Raw genomic sequence first — 18,503 nt, 5'->3', positions numbered from 1 at the left:
GTATTATTTGTTTAATATTTTTATAAATTTGTTAAACAAAATTTTAATCATGGCAGCCAAGAAAAAACAATCCGTTAGTGCTGAGCAAATTGTTGATTTATACAGTCAATATGTTCTTGAGCACGGTTCAAAACCAACATCAGTATATAGTTTGATGCAAGCTTCCGGTTTTTCTGAAGCCGATTTTTACCAATATTACGCCTCGTTTTCGGCTTTAGAATCGGCTTATTTATCCGAGCTTTTTCATCATACTTTTGATTTGATACACAAATCTGCCGATTATGCTCAGTATGATGCTGCGCAAAAACTCTCATCGTTTTACTTTACCTTTATTGAAATGACCACCGCCAACCGCAGCATGGTTTTGTATTTACTCACCGAAGATAAAAACCCGTTGCATTCGCTTGAAAAATTAAAACTATTGCGCGCTGATTTTCTAAAGTTTGTGCAGCAAATTCTTCAAGCGCCCATGGCTACAGAAAGCAAGCGTCTGAACGATGTGCAAACCAAATTGGTGCATGAAGGCGCGTGGATTCAGTTTTTATCCATTTTAAAATATTGGACTGATGACACTTCAGCCGGCTTTGAAAAGACAGATGTTTTCATTGAAAAATCAGTGCAAGCCGCCTTTGATTTGGTGTATCATTCACCTATGAAAAGCGTGGTTGATTTGGGTAAATTTCTGTGGAAAGAAAAAATGACGCAGCAATAAATCATGAAAAAAATCGATTCCATCCCAACGCGCAAAATTGAACGTGTGGCCAAGCTTGTCACGACCGGCGTTAAAGTAGGCGGCAATTACCTCAAATACTACAGCGAAAAAGCCATCAATCCCGCTTTAACCAAAGATAAATTACACGAAGAAAACGCCACCGATATTTACGACGGGCTCAAAGAACTCAAGGGCAGCGCGCTCAAAGTGGCGCAAATGCTCAGCATGGAAAAAAACTTACTGCCTCAGAGTTATGTCGAGAAATTTTCGCTGTCGCAATTTTCGGTTCCACCGTTGTCGGCTCCGCTGGTGCGCAAAACTTTTAAAAACAGTTTCAAGCAATATCCCGAAGAAATTTTTGATGCTTTTACGCCCGATTCAGTCAATGCGGCCAGTATTGGTCAGGTACACAAAGCCGAAAAAGATGGCAAGCAACTCGCGGTAAAAATTCAGTATCCGGGCGTTCGCGACAGCATCCGAACCGATATTGCGCTCGTCAAACCCGTCGCGGTGCGCATGTTCAATTTGCAAGGAACTTCGGATGAATATTTTCAGGAAGTTGAAGACAAACTCACCGAAGAAACTGATTATCATCTTGAATTACAACAAAGCGAAGCCGTTCGTTTGGCTTGTAGTCAGATAGAAGGTCTAAAGTTTCCGCAGTATTATCCGGAGTATTCGTCTGATAAAATCATCACCATGGATTGGATGCGCGGACAACATCTTTCAGAGTTCTGTCAGTCTGAAACCAATGTGCAAAAGCGCCATCAAGTAGGGCAAACACTCTGGAATTTTTATATGTATCAGATTCATGCGCTGCGCAAATTTCACGCTGATCCGCATCCGGGCAACTTTTTGGTCGATGCCCATGCTCAGTTGATTGCCATTGATTTTGGTTGTATGAAGCAAATTCCCGATTCGTTTTACAAGCCCTATTTTGAAATGTCTGAGCCCAAAGTTTTAAATAATCCGGTGCTCTTTAAAGAAAAGTTATACGAACTTGAAATTCTCAAAACAACCGATTCGCCTGCTGAGGAAGCTTTCTTTACGGCCTTTTTTGGTGAGTTGCTCGCGCTTTTTACCCAGCCGATTCAGCAAGAAGAATTTGATTTTTCAGATGCCACTTTTCAGCAGAGAATTGCTGATTTAAGCGAAAAATTTACCCAAGACAAAAACCTCCGAAAAATGAATGGCAATCGCGGATCCAAACATTTTATTTATGTCAACCGAACCTTTTTTGGGCTTTATAGTTTGATGTTTGACATTGGCGCAAAGGTTCGCATCAATGATTTTCAAAAATACCTCAAAACATGAAATCATTCACCGAAATACAAATAGATCGCATCATCGAAATGGCTTGGGAAGACCGAACGCCGTTTGAAGCTATTGCGTTTCAGTTTCAACTTTCAGAAGCCGAAGTTATTGAGCTCATGCGACGCGAAATGAAGCCTTCGAGTTTTAGAATGTGGCGCGCCAGAGTGCAAGGTCGGGCTTCCAAGCATAGGCAAAAGCGAACTTTTATCAGCGGAAAATTCAAATGCGATTTACAGCGCAACATCACCGGAAACAAAATCAGCAAACGCCGGCGTTAATTTTTTTCAATTTTGACGAATCAATAACAAAAATTCCTATTTTAGCCATCACTAAATTATTTTTATGATTCTTAACCGCTATTATAACAACCCAATTGAGTACTTCCGAATGGAGGGTGGGATGGTAGTGGTTGATTGAAAAAATTATTAATTCAAAAAACAAAATACGAATCCCGGCCTTGGTCGGGATTTTTTATTTATATGCCTATGATTACAACGGCCCAAAGATTACATCAGGTTGATGAATACTATTTTTCAACCAAATTGCGCGAAGTCAGACAATTGGCTGCGCAAGGAAAACCCATCATCAACATGGGCATCGGGAGCCCTGATTTGGCTCCGCATCCAAGCGTTATTCAAGCGGTGCAAGCTGCTATGACCGAGCCGTTGGCGCATCAATACCAAAGCTATCAAGGCTTGCCCGAGTTGCGACAAGCGATGGCCGCGTTTTACCAAAAGTATTTTTCGGTAACGATTAATCCTGAAACCGAAGTGCTACCGCTGATGGGTTCCAAAGAAGGCATCATGCATATTTCGATGGCTTTTTTAAATCCAGGCGATCAGGTTTTGATTCCCAATCCGGGCTATCCGACTTATGCTTCGGTCACCAAGCTCGTAGGAGCTGAGCCCGTTTTATACGATTTGTTACCCGAGCGCGATTGGCAACCTGATTTTGAAGCTTTGGAACAACTCGATTCTTCTAAAATAAAACTCATTTGGATATCCTATCCGCATATGCCCACCGGAACCAAAGCTGATCTAGATTTGTTGGCGCGATGGGTTGCCTTGGCCCAAAAACACAATGCTTTATTGGTCAATGACAATCCGTATAGTTTTGTGCTCAATTCAAAACCAACTTCGCTTTTGCAAGTTCCCGAAGCCGACGGAATTTGTTTAGAACTCAATTCACTGTCAAAAACCTTTAATATGGCCGGCTGGCGCGTGGGGATGGTTTTGGGGCATCCTAGTTTGATTCAAGCCGTACTTCAGGTCAAAAGCAATTTTGACAGCGGGATGTTTTATGCTGTTCAAAAAGGGGCGACTGCTGCTTTACAATTGGGCGATGTTTGGTTTGCCCAGCAAGATGAAATCTATCAGAAAAGACATGCTTTAATAATGAAGATGGTTGAAAAGTTAGGTTGCACGGCCCAAGTTGATGCCGCGGGATTATTTGTCTGGACTCAATTGCCCAAGGGCGCTGAAGATGCCGAAAAATTTATAGACGAAATATTATACAGCAAGCATATCTTTGTAGCTCCGGGAACTGTTTTTGGTAGTAATGGTCAGGGCTACATCAGATTTTCACTTTGTGTAGACGAAAACAAAATCACCGAGGCTTTGTCGCGGTTTTAAAGGCAAAATATGAACGTATTCATTATAGGAACAGGACTGATAGGTGGCTCAATGGCGCTGGATATTCGAAAGCATTTTCCGGATGCAAAAATCTTTGGAATTGACGCCCATTCCAACCATTTAGAACAAGCCCAAAATATGGGTATTATTGACGAGTTGGCCACACTTGATGATTTGGCTACCGCTGATGTGGTCATTGTGTCGGTTCCGGTAGACGCTTGCCTTACTTTATTGCCCCAAGTTTTAGAGGGTATTTCTGAACAAGCCTTGGTCATTGATGTCGGTTCAACCAAATTGCCCATTTGCGAGGCCGTCGAAAATCATCTAAAGCGATCACAGTTTTTGGCCGCTCACCCAATTGCCGGAACAGAATTTTCCGGACCAACAGCGGCGGTTTCAGGTTTATTTTTCGGGAAGACGAATATTATTTGCGAGGTTGAAAAAACATCGTTCAAACTACAAGAAAAAGCTTTAGAGATATTTCAAAAACTCGGTATGCGCATTCGGTATATGAGTCCGAAATCGCACGATAAACACATTGCGTATGTGTCGCATTTATCGCACATCAGTTCATTTATGCTGGGCAAAACCGTCATTGAAAAAGAAAAACACGAACGAGATATTTTTGATATGGCCGGCAGCGGATTTGAAAGCACCGTGCGGCTCGCCAAAAGTTCTCCGGCCATGTGGACACCTATTTTTAAGCAAAACAAAAAACAAGTCATGCGCGCACTTGATGAATACATCGCCAATTTATCGCATTTCAGGAATTTGATGGAAAGCGATGATTATGAATTGGTTTTTCAAGAAATGCAGCAAGTCAATCGCATCAAAGAAATTTTAAACGGAATGCAAACCCCAACCAAAACTTTATAAAATGCGCACTTTAGAAAATCATACCCAAGCAAGACAATGGCTCGACAATTTCGGGCTTTCGCATCCATTGGTTATTGCCGGACCTTGCAGCGCTGAAACCGAAGCACAAGTTCTGCAAATTGCCCACGAACTCAATGATTCTGATGTGACTATTTTTCGCGCCGGTATCTGGAAACCACGCACTCGCCCAGGAGGATTTGAAGGCGTGGGAGCCATCGGCCTTAAATGGTTGCAACGCGCCAAAGCCGAAACAGGTTTGCTCATGGCTACCGAAGTGGCCAATGCGGCTCATGTGAAATTGGCTTTAGAACACGATATCGATGTGCTGTGGATTGGCGCTCGAACCACTGTGAATCCGTTTGCGGTGCAAGAAATTGCTGATGCTTTGCAAGGAACCGATAAAATTGTGTTGGTCAAAAATCCGGTAAACCCTGATTTGGCCTTGTGGATTGGCGGTGTTGAGCGATTATATGCTGCCGGAATCAAAAAGCTCGGAGTGATCCACCGCGGCTTTTCTACCTATGAAAAAACCAAATACCGCAATATTCCCGAATGGCAAATTCCGATTGAATTGCAAAGCCGTTTTCCTGATTTGCCGCTCATTTGCGATCCGTCGCACATTACCGGTAAGCGCGATATGATACAAGAAGTTTCGCAACAAGCGCTCGATTTAAACTACGACGGGCTTATTATTGAAACCCATATTGATCCGGACCATGCGTGGAGCGATGCAGCGCAGCAGGTAACTCCGACGGTTTTGAAGCAAATTTTTAAAGATTTGCGCATCAGAAATCTCACCACTGACGCATCAGATTTTCAGATTCAAATGGCCAAACTCCGCACCGAGATTGATGCAGCCGATAGTAAATTGCTCGAAATTTTGGGCAAACGCATGCAAGTAGCCGAAAAAATCGGAGCGCTCAAAAAAGAAAAAAACATCGCGGTTTTGCAAAACAAACGCTGGAACGAAATCTTGCAGAAAATGACCCAAGAAGGCAGTAGCAAAGGTTTGAGCGAAGATTTTATCTTACGTCTTTTTAAAGCCATTCACCAAGAAAGCATCAGCCATCAAGAGCAGGTGATGAATCGCTAACAAATTCAAATATTTTTAAACCTCCTTATTTTGGGAGGTTTTTTTATTATATTGGCCCCGTTCAACCTATCTAGTAATCTTTAGTTCTTAGTTACAGTTCTACAGAAGTTTATTCTATCAGTATAGAAACTGATTTTTTACAATTCAAGAATCAATATCAAGTTGATTCAGCTGACTACAAACAAAGAATTGCTGTCCAAGCTTTAGAGCTTTGACTACGATAGTAGTTATTTGTTATGAAAGCATTTCTGATTATTACTCTTTTACTTTTTAACCCTGTTTTGTTTTTTGCACAAACTTCAATGGCTGTTAGATATGAGCCATTTAGCAAAGATTCTTTAGTTAATTTTATTAATAGAGTTTCGGATAAAAAAATAACCAAATTCAATTCGAAGTATAAGAAAGATGTTAAAGCGATTCTTCTTGATCGGAATGAGCGGATGGTAGAAAAAATCAAAGACAGCGGTTTTATTTTTGATTCCAAAATCAATCAATATGTAGGCAAAATTTTTAAAGAAATTTCTGCTTCGAATCCATCTATAGTTCCTTCTGATTTTTATTTTTTGGTTGACAAATCTGGTGTCCCTAATGCCTCATGTTATTGGAATGGCATTTTTACCATTAACCTTGGGTTGTTGAATTTTATTCAATCTGATGATGAATTAGCCGCTGTTATTGCCCACGAAATAGCTCATTATCAGCTTAATCATTCTGAAAACTCAATGTTGCGAAATCTTGATTTACTTCACTCAAAACAAACCAAAAAAAAGGCAAAAGCAATCAATAGAGCACATTATGGGAAAAATAGAGCTTACCTTGATTTGATGGAAGAGCTCAATTATAATTTTACCAAACGCAGTCGTAAAGATGAGCTTCAAGCAGATTCGTTGGGTTTTGTTTTTTTTAAGAAGACTAGATTCCAGAAACGAGCTTTTGTGACTGCCTTAGAGAATTTAAAAAATGCAGACAGTATTGTTTTCAACGAAAATGCGCAATTAAAAGTGCATTTTAATTTTGAGAATTACCCTTTTAAAGAGGCTTGGTTAGTTAAAGATGAGGCTTTATTCAACATCAAAGAGAGTGCGAGTGATTATAAATTTGATAAAGATTCAATGAAAACCCATCCGGATATTCCACTGCGTATTGAGGTAATCAAAAAAATGCTGATCGGCACAGATTCTGAATCGAAAAGTTCAAATGACTCTCTACCGGAAATCAAAAAAAGAGCTTCACTTTTGGTTGTTCAATCTGCAATTGATGCTAAGCAAATAGATTTTGCGCTCTATCAAACTCTGGTTTTATACAATCGAAAAGAAGTAGATGAAAAAACCTTTTGTGCTATTACGGCTAAGCTTCTTCAAAGTATTTATCAATTAAAAGAGCAACATAAATTTGGGCGCTATATTTCGACCATGAGTGCTTTTTCAGACGAAGTCAATTTAGATGAGCTTAGGCAGTTTTTGCATAATCTCGAATTAAAGAACATCCGAAAAATCGGAATGAATTTTTGCCAAAAACATGCTGATGTAATGGGAAACGATTCTGATTTTATTCAAGTTAAATCCTATTTTAATCAATTAAATCAAAAATAAATTTTATGAAACTAAAATGTTTATTTGCCTTAAGCTTGCTTTTTTCTTTACAGGCATTTGCTCAATTAAGCTCGATTAATGGTGTGGGCACTTTTGAAATCAGAAATGCCGGAGCTATTCTGGATAAAAACCGAGATGTTGACGGTTATTATTTTTATTATGTAATGGACAAACTCAAAGGCGGAAACAATGAGTTTGCAATTCAAATTTTAGATAAAAATCTTAATGAAGTTGCCAAGAAATCCTATGTTGATAACAAGAATACCTTTTTGATGAAATCTAGTTTCAACAATCAGGCAATGATGTTTGTGACATGTAATTTAAGAGAGAAAAAAATTGAGCTTTTGACTTTTGATAAAACCGCCAATCAAAAAGAATCTGTAAAAATTCCTTTGGAATCGAATGAAATTAGATACTTACAAATGCAACAACAAACGGGTGATTTCAATGTTCTTTTTCCGGTAGACAACAAGGGTTTTTTGTTTAATAAATTCGAGGATAACAAAAAAATGGGATACTCACTCAAGTATTATCCAACCGACGGAGGTAAAGCTTGGGAGTACAATTCGCCTGAAGACAGTAAAGAAATTCTTTCGATTAATCCTATTGAAGTTAATGAAAAATATGTAGTTGCTCTCGAGGCCAGTCGACCTAATATTATGTCTCGTAAAATTACAATCAGAACCAAAGTAATTGACGTAAACACCGGAAAACTGCTTTTTGAAAGAGAAAACAGCAGACAGAACAAGCCTAGATTAATCAACAACGCTTTTCTGACCGAAAATAATGATTTGATTTTGATGGGTGAATATTTCAAAGATGGCGATAACATTCTATCAGATAAAAGTTTAGGTCTTTTTTCCGAAATCATTGACATCAATGGCAATACTAAAAAAGAAGTTTTTAACAGTTGGAAAGACGATATCTCAAAGTTGACCAAATCATCGGGTAATTTTATTGACGAACGCGGATACGTCTACTTTCACAAAATTGTTAGAACTCAAACCAACGAATATTATGCTATTGGGGAATATTTTAAAAAGACTGTTAGTGCTGCCGGGATTGGTCTGGCAATTTTGAGCCAAGGTAATGCTGCCACTACGCAGCTCACAATTTCAGATGCAGTGGTTTTCAAATTTAACTCAGACTTTAAATTGGTAAAAATTCAAGATTTCGCCAAAAGCGTTTCGAGAGCGCCAAGTATTTCTGATTTCGGAAGCCCGCAGTTAAATGCTAATGCCCTTAAATCTTTTGGTGCATTTGATTATGAATATACCCAAGTTGACCCGGTTAATGATCGTTTCTTTTCTTGTTTTATTGATTACGAAAGACTCAAAGGGGAGAAAAATAAAAACGCATTCAAGACCATTATCTACGATGAAGGAACGCTTAGCGAAGATAAAATTTATCTGCAGCAAGAGGGAAAATCTTTTAGGGTATTACCCGCTAAAATTGGCAACGTTCTGTTAGTTGAATATGACAAAAAGAAAAAAGAGATTAGCTTACATCTCGAAAAAATCAACATCAAATAAGCGCAAAGGCAATCTTCTCGATTGCCTTTTTTATTTCATCCAACATGCGTTTGTGCGTGGGCTATTTTTTTAAATTTGCTTCGGCTAAAAAGCATACATGACAGGAATCGTATACAAATCAACCGGAAGTCATTATTGGGTTAAATCTCAAGAAGGAAATTTTGTGGAATGTCGCATCAAAGGCAAATTCCGAATCAAAGGCATCAAAAGCACCAATCCGATTGCGGTGGGCGATGTGGTTGATTACGATTTAGACACGACTACCGATGAAGTTATAGGGCAAATTCACCACATTCACGAGCGCAAAAATTACATCGTGCGCAAATCAGTGAATCTGTCTAAACAACTGCACATCATCGCCTCAAACATTGATGTTGTTTTTTTGTTGGTGACTGTGAGTAATCCGCCCACAACTACGAGTTTTATCGATAGGTTTTTAGTTACCGCTGAAGCTTATGGCATTGAAGCCGTTTTGGTGTTCAACAAAATTGATGCGCTTGATGAGGCCCAACTCGACGAACAATTGTATTTACAGCATATTTACTCTGAAATCGGTTATCAATGTCTGCGCGTTTCAGCCTTGCAAGCCAAAGGAATCGAGGCGCTCAAAGAACTCATGAAAGGAAAAGTTTGTATGTTCTCTGGCCATTCAGGTGTTGGGAAATCAACTCTGGTCAATGCTGTAGAACCCGGATTTAATCTCAAAACAACTCAAGTTTCAGAACAAAGCGGACAAGGCCAGCACACCACCACTTTTGCCGAAATGTTTGACGTTTCGTTTGGTGCGCAAATCATTGATACGCCGGGCATCAAAGGTTTTGGAATTGTCGATATGCTACCTTCAGAAGTCAGTGGCTATTTTCCGGAGTTTTTCAAACGTCAATCGGCTTGCAAATTCAACAATTGTTTGCACAAAGAAGAACCGCATTGCGCCATCAAAAAAGCGCTTGACAACGATGAAATTGCTTGGTCGCGTTACCGTAGTTATATACAAATTCTCGAAGGCGAAGACGAGCATTATCGCACCGATATTTACAACGATGATCGATTGGCCAGTGACCAAACCAGACAATCTTAAAGCATGAAAATCGTAATTCAAAGAGTCGCGCATGCCTCGGTGGTTATTGACGGAAAAACCAAATCTGAAATCGGTCAAGGTTTACTCATTTTGCTGGGCATTGAACAAGCCGATACCACTGAAGATATTGATTGGCTTACGCATAAAATAGCGAATCTTCGCATTTTCAACGATGAGCATGGCGTGATGAATTTATCGGTGAACGATATAAACGGCGAGGTGATTGTTGTGAGCCAATTTACTTTGCATGCCTCGACCAAAAAAGGACACAGACCATCATACATCAAAGCCGCTCGGCCGGAAACTGCGATTCCGCTTTATGAAGCATTTTTACAAAAGCTGGAAACCGTTTTAAACAAAAAAATCGGCAGCGGAAGTTTTGGTGCCGACATGAAAGTTTCACTGCTCAACGACGGGCCGGTGACGATTATTATAGATTCAAAAGACAAACAATAATGGATATCAAAAACGCCCAACTCGAAGTAGACAATTGGATCAAAAACCACGGAGTTCGCTATTTTAATGAACTTACCAACATGGCACAACTCACCGAAGAAGTCGGCGAAGTAGCTAGAATTATTGCGCGCAGATACGGCGAGCAATCCGAAAAGGAATCTGATAAAAACAAAGATTTAGGCGAAGAACTGGCCGATGTAGTTTTTGTCGTGCTCTGTTTGGCCAACCAAACCGGCGTTGATTTGCAAGCGGCTTTTGATAAAAAAATGGATGTCAAAACCAAGCGTGATCACGATCGTCATCACAACAACGAAAAGCTCAAATAGTGACTATCAAGTTGTTCACATCCCAACTTGGTTTGAACACCAAACTTTTTATTTCAGGCTCTAAATCTGAAACCAATCGACTTTTGTTGTTACAGGCTTTATATCCTGAATTAACCATCGAAAACGCTTCTGATTCTGACGATTCAAAAGCCATGCGCGAGGCGATTCAGCAATCAAGGATCAACCATCAACCATCAACCATCATCAACGTGCATCACGCCGGAACCGCCATGCGTTTTCTCACGGCCTATTTTGCCACCCAATACAACGGCGAGGTTGTCTTGACCGGTTCTGAGCGCATGCAACAGCGTCCGATTAAAATTTTGGTCGATGCCTTGCGAACACTTGGAGCAGAAATTTTTTATCTCAAAGATGAAGGTTGTCCGCCACTGCGCATCATCGGAAAACAAATTAACGAGCATCATGTAACTCTTTCTGCTGATGTGAGCAGTCAATATATTTCGGCTTTGTTGCTCATCGCTCCTAAGCTTAAAAACGGATTAGAGCTCACTTTAGAAGGATCAGTTACCTCATTGCCTTACATTGAGATGACGCTTTCTTTATTGCAAGCGTTGGGTATAGAAACATCATTTAAAAACAACGTCATTCGCGTATGGTCTGCGTCTGAATTAAAGCAAAATCACATAGTGGTTGAATCAGATTGGTCATCGGCTTCCTATGCGTATTCATTAGTCGCTTTATCAGACATCGGCACCCAGATGCAGCTTTCAAATTTTAAGCAAAACAGCTTTCAAGGCGATAGTGCGCTGGTGCATTTATATGCTTCATTAGGCGTTCAGTCCGAGTTTTTGCCTGAGAACATTTTACAACTCACCAAAGTTTCAGCACCAACAACCGATGATTTTCAGGCCGATTTAAACCACAGTCCGGATATAGCGCAAACCATCTCAGTCACTTGTCTCGGATTGGGAATCACTTGTCAAATTTCAGGATTGCACACGCTCAAAATCAAAGAAACCGACCGACTTTATGCATTGAAAACCGAACTTGAAAAACTCGGAGCTGAGGTGCACATCACAGACAATTCACTTGCATTCAAAGCGACCAAAAATCTTCATCAAAACATTTCTATCGCCACTTATCAAGACCACCGAATGGCCATGGCTTTTGCGCCTTTGGCTTTGCGTGTGCCTATTATTATTGAACAAGCCGAGGTAGTTTCAAAATCCTATCCCGCCTTTTGGAATGATGTTCAAAAAGCAGGTATTCAAATTGAGCAGAGCTTCTAAGCCCGCTGCTGGTGCAAGCTTCAAAAAATAAATCCCGATTTACTTGACAACGCCTATATGGGCAACGTATATTTGCCGCCGGTTGTTTGAAAATTAATAAACTTCAGAACCACCAGCAAAACGAACTGTTCTATATGAAATTATCACACTTCAACTTTAATCTGCCCAAAGAATTATTGGCAGAATTTCCGGCTGAAAACCGAGACGAGTCAAGACTTATGGTTGTGAATCGCGCAGCCAAAACCATCGAGCACAAAATGTTTAAAGACATCATCAATTATTTTGATGACGGAGATGTTTTTATCATCAACAATACCAAAGTTTTTCCGGCTCGTTTATACGGAAACAAAGAAAAAACCGGAGCGCGTATTGAAGTATTTTTGTTGCGTGAGCTCAATGCTGAACAGCGTTTGTGGGATGTGCTGGTTGATCCGGCGCGTAAAATTCGTATCGGTAATAAACTTTATTTTGGCGATGACGATTCACTCGTAGCTGAGGTGATTGACAACACCACATCACGCGGTCGTACCTTAAGATTTTTATATGACGGTTCTTATGAAGAATTCCGTCGCAAGCTCAAAGAATTGGGCGAAACTCCGATTCCAAAATACATCAACCGCGAAGTTGTGCCCGAAGATGCCGAGCGTTACCAAACCATATACGCCAAAAACGAAGGCGCAGTAGCGGCACCTACAGCAGGTTTGCACTTCTCAAAACATTTGATGAAACGCCTTGAAATTAAAGGGGTCAATTTTGCCGAAGTAACTTTGCACGTTGGTTTAGGAACCTTTAATCCGGTTGAGGTTGAAGATTTGTCAAAACACAAAATGGATTCAGAAGAACTCTTCATTACCCAAGAAGCATGTGATGTGGTCAACAAAGCCAAAGCAGATCGAAAAAGAGTTTGCGCTGTCGGAACCACTTCCATCCGAGCGATTGAAAGCTCCGTTTCATCGGCTAAAACGCTCAATCCGTTTGTGGGTTGGACCAACAAATTCATCTTTCCGCCGTATGATTTTAGCATTGCCAACTGCATGATTACTAATTTTCATACACCAAAATCAACTTTGCTGATGATGATTTCGGCGTTTTGCGGACACGATTTAATGAAAAAAGCCTACGATGAAGCCATCAAAGAAGGCTACCGTTTTTACTCCTACGGTGATGCAATGCTGATTATTTAATCAAGCCGTTTCACCCGAATATAAATTAAAAATCCCGTTTCATGCGGGATTTTTTATGGTCGGTAGTTTACAATTAACAGTGTTTAAGCTACAGAGCGAACTTAAAATTTCTAAATCTTCTCCGTCTCTTTTGTCTTAAAGCGCAGCGATCTTTTCTGCTTTTTTGGGCGTGCCACCGGCTCCGCTTCGCTGCGCCGCTGTCAGGCTGTTCGCTTTAGTCCTCGTTGCTCGTGCCTCGCAACTGTGGGCTACCGCTGCCATCCTTCACGCGGGCGTATGCGCGGGCAGGCATCAATCCACCTGATACATCAACTTCACCGTAATATTGGCGGTTTTGTTTTTTGAAGTTGTATTAAACGAGCCTCCGTATGAGAAATCTTCTGATGAATTTTGACCGGTAATCTGAAAAACACCCATATCTGATTTTTTCAAATTTCCGAGGCTGGCTCCGGCATTTTGCGCGATGCTTTCGGCGCGGATGCGGGCATCTTTGGTCGCTTCGGCAATCATCTTGATTTTGAGTTCGGCCAGTTTGGTATAATAATATTCCGGCGGATTCGAGTAAAACTCTACACCTGAATTAATCAATTCACTCGATTGACGCGAAATTTCTTCAATACTGTTGACTTCTTTTGATTGAACCGTCACGGTTTGCGTGAGGTTAAAACCGGTAAAAGTTTGCTGGCGTGTGGTGCCGTTATCGTTGTATACATAGTCAAAATCTTTGCTGAAATTCACCGCTGAAAAAACAATATCTGTAGCGGCAATTCCTTTGCTGACCAAATAATTCTTGATTTTTTCACGGTCGGCATCCAATGAAGCATAAGCATCTTTAAGATTCATGCTTTTCTTTGAAAATGATCCGCTCCAAACAATCAAATCCGAGGTAAAATCTTTCTTGCCCAAACCCGTCACGCTAATGGTGTCATTGCTCTGGTTTCGGTTCTTAAAAGCATTCGAAAATAAAAAGGCGGCCACAACAACGGCTACCGCAATAATCAGGGTGTTGGCTTGGTTTTTCACGATCTTGAGATTTGATGTTAAAAGTAGTTTTTTTGGTCAGATAATTCTCTAACGGCTCAATTTAAATTTTGTTATTTTTACGCACCTTAAAACAATGGTCATGGTTTTTGAAAACACCCGCACATTTGCCCAACAACTCGATGCGCAAGATCCGCTCAGAGCCTATAAAAGCGAATTTATATTTCCGCAACACAACGGTAAAAACGTTATTTACTTTACCGGAAATTCACTCGGTTTACAGCCCAAAAGAACGGCTCAGTATGTGCAAGATGTGATGGATGATTGGGCCAACTTGGCGGTTGAAGGCCATTTTTATGCCCAAAAACCTTGGTGGGATTATCACGAGCGTTTTTGTGAACCGTTGAGCAAAATTGTGGGCGCTTTGCCTTCAGAAGTTACCGTAATGAATACCCTGACGGTCAATTTGCACTTGCTGATGGTTTCGTTTTATCAGCCGCAAGGCCAACGGTATAAAATTATTTGCGAAGAAAAAGCATTTCCTTCTGACCAATATTTGTTGCAAACTCAAGTGCGTTTTCACGGCTACGAACCTGCTGATGCCATTGTTGAAATTAAACGCCGCGAGGGCGAGCACAACATTCGCTTGGAAGATGTTTTGGCCAAAATTGAAGAAGTAGGCGATGCGTTGGCTTTGGTTTTTATAGGTGGCGTGAATTATTATACCGGACAAGTTTTTGACATGCAACAAATCACCGCTGCCGGCCACGCTCAAGGTGCTCTTGTGGGTTGGGATTTAGCCCATGCCGCCGGAAATATTGAAATGAACCTACACGATTGGCAGGTTGATTTTGCCAGTTGGTGTAGTTATAAATACATGAACTCAGGCCCGGGAAATGCTTCGGGTTGTTTTGTTCACGAAAAACATCACCACAACAAAAAACTCCATCGTTTTGCCGGATGGTGGGGTCACAACAAAGAGCGTCGCTTTAAAATGGAACCCGATTTTGATCCGGTAGCCGGTGCCAACGGTTGGCAAGTGAGCAATCTGCCGATTTTGTCGCTTGCGCCTTATTTGGCATCGGTTGATATGTTTGCCGAAGTAGGCATGCCCGCACTGGTAGCCAAACGCAACCAAATTACTGCCTACCTTGAGTTTATTTTACAGCAAATTGATGCCGAGGTGGATAGCACTTTTGAAGTCATTACACCTAAAAATCCTATAGAACGCGCCTCACAACTTTCGGTGTTTTTGCATGGCGAAGGCCGCGCTTTGTTTGATTATCTGATGTCCAACGGTGTGATTACCGATTGGCGCGAACCCAATGTGATTCGATTAGCGCCGGTTCCGTTATATACTTCTTATGAAGATATGTACGATTTTGGACAAATCCTCAAAGCGGGCATTTTATCTAAAGCTCAATAACTAACTGCAAACCGCTACAGCTTCGAGTTCGATGGCTTCAAGCTCGGTTTCGGCCTGAGCTAGTTGTTGCATGATTTCGCTGCGAATTTGGCTAAAACAAGTCGTTTGTCGAAACAAGTTTTTGTAATAATCTATTCCTTGCAAAAGATTGTTTTTGAACGATTGCCATTTTTTGATCTGCGCTGAATTGGCCTTTTCGAACTGTTCACATAATTCATTTTGCAGATAAGAAACGTATAAGCTCAATTCTTTCATCAAAAACATCGGTCGGTTTTTATCTGCTAAAACTTGGGCATTTCCGTAGATGTGACGCACCATTTCGCTCAATGATATTGCTCGATCAAAATAGGCCAAATTCGGCCCCGGACATATCACCACGCCTTGTGCCTGACCTTTAATCGGCATATTGTTTTCAAGATACGATGCATTGGCCAGCGCCACACACAAGCAAGCTTTTTCGGTGATTTTACTTTTTAAACGATCATACTCAGCCGCTGATAAGGTTTCTTTTTGCTCGTTTAACACATCGAGTTTCAGGTCTTGATATTTTTTTGATGCCGTACAAATGCCTTGGTCGTCGTATTCTTTGCTCAGCGCTAAGAGTTTCTTCGGACAAGAACTTCCGGCTTTGTTTTGCTCGACGCGCTTGCGTTTGTGCATTTCATTGGTGGTGCCTTTAACCGTATTAAACGGAACGCCCAAAGGTGAAATGTGGCTCAAATAAAAATCAGATTCTTGTGCTTGCGCTAATAGTTTTCGCGTTTCGGCATCCACCGAAGTAGCTTCGGGCACGAGCAAAAACGGAGAACCCCAACCCACAGAATCCAAGGCGTAATGTTCTAATAAAAATTCGTGTTCTTCAGCGGTTCCCACACCACCTTGTGCGGTTATTTTAATGGGTAAAGGTTGCTCGGGAATCGCTTTTTGTTTGTGTTCGAGTGCTTTGGTCATCAGCGCAAATGCCGAATCAATCAGCTCGTTTTTTTTCTGTTTGAATTCTTCTAAAATCGGTCCCATCAAATAACCATCGGTAGCAAAAGCGTGTCCGCCGCAATTCAAGCCCGATTCAATGCGGTATTCTGAAACCCACAAACCTTTCTTGGCCAAGAAATTTCCCTGAATCATCGCCGAGCGAAAATCGCTTACTTTGAGGATGATTTTCTTTTTTAATTGTCCGTTTTCATCCGGATAAAAATCTGCGAACGATTCGAAATAGCTGTATAATCTGGGGTTCATTCCGGCCGAAAGCACTACCGATGAATTCAAGTTGCTCAGTGCAAATCCGCGCAAAGCAGCATGGGCATCATTGTATTCAGTGCCCAACGGTGTGTTTTTGTCAAAGTTTTCTTTATCAACTTTGGTCATGATGTTCACATCAATAGCACCCGGATGCAAATGCGTTTCGATGTATTTTTTGAATCGTTCGGTTTGCAGCGCACCTTCGTCTATGAGTTGATTTAATTGGGCTTTGATTTCAGATTGATTCGGAAGCATCGCCAAATAATTTTCAAGTGCCGTTTTGCTTTCGGCCAACTCAACTTTGAATGATTCAAATTTTTCTTTGACCAATTCATCCATCAAATTCAGATAATGCGTGATGCGTTGCGCTCTGAAATCGTCCATTTTCTGACTGATTTCGGTATACGGTTTTTTGAATTTTTCACTGTAAAAAGCCCGCATCCGCTCAATGAGTTCATCATCGGTAATAGCCACTACCGATGAGATGCCGAAATGCGCCAAGCGAATCGGAGTGTCAATCGTAAAAGCGAGCCCCATAACGGGAATGTGAAAAGTATGAAGTGATGGTGTCATATGCCGTTTAATTTTAATAATCCGTAAAAATCAGCATTACCGCGCATTTAAAACCTGACAATTGTCATGCATTAGAAATTGTTGGTTTTCTTTTACAATCGAATCAATGCGATTATCTTTGCGCGACCAAAACAAATTTTCAATTGTTGATTATATCATGACCAAACAAGAAATCATCGCCAGCTTTGATCCGTCGCAACCCGGCTTGGCCGATCAAACTATATTCGGATTGCCTTTTTCATCACAAGACAGTGAAATCATCGTGGTGCCTGTGCCGTGGGAAGTTACTGTGAGTTATGGCTCAGGAGCATCTGAAGGGCCGGAAGCTATTTTTGAAGCTTCATTTCAGGTTGATTTGCACCATCAAGATTTTCCGGAACTCTGGAAACTCGGAATTCACTACGATGACCACGAACTCATCACTTCATGGGCGCAAAAAAGCGTTCAATATAAAGCCATGGCGCAACCCATCATTGAAGCTTTAGAAAGCGGAGCATCAATTGAAGAACACGCCCAATTAAAAGCCGATTTGCACACCATCAACCAAGCTTGTGCCGATTTGCACAGCCAGGTGCGCGAACGAATTTTGTATTGGATGCAGCAAGGGAAAAGAGTTGTTTTGCTCGGAGGCGATCATTCAACGCCGCTGGGTTATTACCAAGCGCTTGCCACCCAACACGACAATTTCGGGATTTTACACCTAGATGCACATATGGATTTGCGTATTGCTTATGAAGGATTCACGTACTCGCATGCGTCGATTATGTATAATGCGTTGCAGATTCCGCAAATTAGCAAGATTGTTCAAATTGGCATTCGTGACTTTTGCGCGCAAGAAGCCGAAGTGGTTCAATCACAGGCCGGTCGTGTTCAAGTGCACACCGATGCTGATATGAAAGCCCAAACCTTCAAAGGCATGACTTGGGATGCCCAATGCGATCAAATCATTACTGCTTTGCCACAAAAAGTAGCCGTCAGTTTTGATATTGATGGTATGTATGCTTGGTATGGTCCACATACGGGAACACCGGTTCCAGGGGGTTTTTCGTACGAACAAGCCGCTTATTTGTTCAACAAATTGGCGCAAAGCGGAAAACAAATCATCGGAATGGATTTGGTTGAAGTAGCTCCGGGCGAGGACGATTGGGACGGAAACGTCGGCGCGCGTATGTTGTATCATATGTGTGGTGTATGGGCTCTGAACAACGGTCTTGAAGTCGGAAAGAGAATTACTTTCTAG

General features: G+C 41.2%; 17 protein-coding genes. 15 read left to right on the top strand and 2 right to left on the bottom strand.

The genetic code is table 11. The features are described from left to right. Positions 1-49 precede the first annotated feature (49 nt). The 13 genes from KIH23_RS08225 to queA all read left to right on the top strand — a co-directional run bounded on the left by KIH23_RS08225 (position 50) and on the right by queA (position 13,044). The gene (locus KIH23_RS08225) at positions 50-712 is read left to right on the top strand and encodes a TetR/AcrR family transcriptional regulator (RefSeq protein ID WP_213212943.1); all 663 of its coding nucleotides are present in this window, start codon (positions 50-52) and stop codon (positions 710-712) included. Between the two features lie 3 nt (positions 713-715). Beyond that, positions 716-2,026: an ABC1 kinase family protein gene (locus tag KIH23_RS08220; protein WP_213212941.1), complete on the top strand. Its 1,311-nt coding sequence runs from the start codon at positions 716-718 to the stop codon at positions 2,024-2,026. Beyond that, positions 2,023-2,304: a TIGR03643 family protein gene (locus KIH23_RS08215; RefSeq protein WP_213212939.1), complete on the top strand. Its 282-nt coding sequence runs from the start codon at positions 2,023-2,025 to the stop codon at positions 2,302-2,304. Before KIH23_RS08220 ends, KIH23_RS08215 begins: the two co-directional genes overlap by 4 nt. A gap of 207 nt (positions 2,305-2,511) precedes the next feature. Continuing rightward, the gene (locus KIH23_RS08210; RefSeq protein WP_213212937.1) at positions 2,512-3,657 is read left to right on the top strand and encodes a pyridoxal phosphate-dependent aminotransferase; all 1,146 of its coding nucleotides are present in this window, start codon (positions 2,512-2,514) and stop codon (positions 3,655-3,657) included. 9 nt (positions 3,658-3,666) lie between these two features. Further along, on the top strand, positions 3,667-4,533 hold the full coding sequence (locus KIH23_RS08205; protein WP_213212936.1) for a prephenate dehydrogenase: 867 nt from the start codon (positions 3,667-3,669) through the stop codon (positions 4,531-4,533). A gap of 1 nt (position 4,534) precedes the next feature. Next, positions 4,535-5,626 carry a bifunctional 3-deoxy-7-phosphoheptulonate synthase/chorismate mutase type II gene (locus KIH23_RS08200; protein ID WP_213212934.1) on the top strand — a complete coding sequence of 364 codons (1,092 nt, stop codon included), beginning with the start codon at positions 4,535-4,537 and terminating at the stop codon, positions 5,624-5,626. Between the two features lie 236 nt (positions 5,627-5,862). Further along, a complete protein-coding gene (locus tag KIH23_RS08195; protein ID WP_213212933.1) occupies positions 5,863-7,218 on the top strand; it encodes a M48 family metallopeptidase in 1,356 nt (451 codons plus the stop codon). 5 nt (positions 7,219-7,223) lie between these two features. Next, on the top strand, positions 7,224-8,750 hold the full coding sequence (locus KIH23_RS08190) for a DUF6770 family protein (protein WP_213212931.1): 1,527 nt from the start codon (positions 7,224-7,226) through the stop codon (positions 8,748-8,750). 97 nt (positions 8,751-8,847) lie between these two features. After that, complete coding sequence (gene rsgA, locus KIH23_RS08185) at positions 8,848-9,828, top strand: ribosome small subunit-dependent GTPase A (protein ID WP_213212928.1); 981 nt, start codon at positions 8,848-8,850, stop codon at positions 9,826-9,828. A gap of 3 nt (positions 9,829-9,831) precedes the next feature. Then, positions 9,832-10,284, top strand: coding sequence for a D-aminoacyl-tRNA deacylase (gene dtd, locus KIH23_RS08180; protein WP_213212921.1), 453 nt, complete (start codon positions 9,832-9,834; stop codon positions 10,282-10,284). Further along, positions 10,284-10,610, top strand: coding sequence for a nucleotide pyrophosphohydrolase (locus KIH23_RS08175; RefSeq protein ID WP_213212919.1), 327 nt, complete (start codon positions 10,284-10,286; stop codon positions 10,608-10,610). The genes dtd and KIH23_RS08175 overlap by 1 nt, the downstream gene beginning before the upstream one ends. Continuing rightward, positions 10,610-11,860 (top strand): 3-phosphoshikimate 1-carboxyvinyltransferase, encoded by a 1,251-nt coding sequence (aroA, locus tag KIH23_RS08170; RefSeq protein ID WP_213212918.1) that lies wholly within the window; start codon positions 10,610-10,612, stop codon positions 11,858-11,860. The genes KIH23_RS08175 and aroA overlap by 1 nt, the downstream gene beginning before the upstream one ends. A 134-nt stretch (positions 11,861-11,994) precedes the next feature. Next, positions 11,995-13,044 carry a tRNA preQ1(34) S-adenosylmethionine ribosyltransferase-isomerase QueA gene (gene queA / locus KIH23_RS08165; RefSeq protein WP_213212916.1) on the top strand — a complete coding sequence of 350 codons (1,050 nt, stop codon included), beginning with the start codon at positions 11,995-11,997 and terminating at the stop codon, positions 13,042-13,044. A 291-nt stretch (positions 13,045-13,335) separates the two neighbouring features. Here queA and KIH23_RS08160 read toward each other — a convergent pair whose 3' ends face one another. Beyond that, on the bottom strand, positions 13,336-14,067 hold the full coding sequence (locus KIH23_RS08160) for an SIMPL domain-containing protein (protein WP_317197030.1): 732 nt from the start codon (positions 14,065-14,067) through the stop codon (positions 13,336-13,338). A gap of 100 nt (positions 14,068-14,167) precedes the next feature. Between KIH23_RS08160 and kynU the strand changes: the two genes are divergently transcribed. Next, the gene (gene kynU / locus KIH23_RS08155) at positions 14,168-15,451 is read left to right on the top strand and encodes a kynureninase (RefSeq protein WP_213212914.1); all 1,284 of its coding nucleotides are present in this window, start codon (positions 14,168-14,170) and stop codon (positions 15,449-15,451) included. On the opposite strand, the gene KIH23_RS08150 is transcribed toward kynU, so the two are convergent. Next, complete coding sequence (locus KIH23_RS08150) at positions 15,452-17,263, bottom strand: hypothetical protein (RefSeq protein ID WP_213212913.1); 1,812 nt, start codon at positions 17,261-17,263, stop codon at positions 15,452-15,454. Positions 17,264-17,420: 157 nt separating this feature from the next. On the opposite strand from KIH23_RS08150, the gene KIH23_RS08145 reads away from it, so the two are divergent. Beyond that, a complete protein-coding gene (locus KIH23_RS08145) occupies positions 17,421-18,503 on the top strand; it encodes an agmatinase family protein (protein ID WP_213213106.1) in 1,083 nt (360 codons plus the stop codon).

Source organism: Flavobacterium sp. CYK-55 (assembly GCF_018413465.1).
GTDB lineage: Bacteria > Bacteroidota > Bacteroidia > Flavobacteriales > Flavobacteriaceae > Flavobacterium.
Note: the sequence above shows the minus strand (reverse complement) of the source record. Positions and strands in the feature narration are given on the sequence as shown.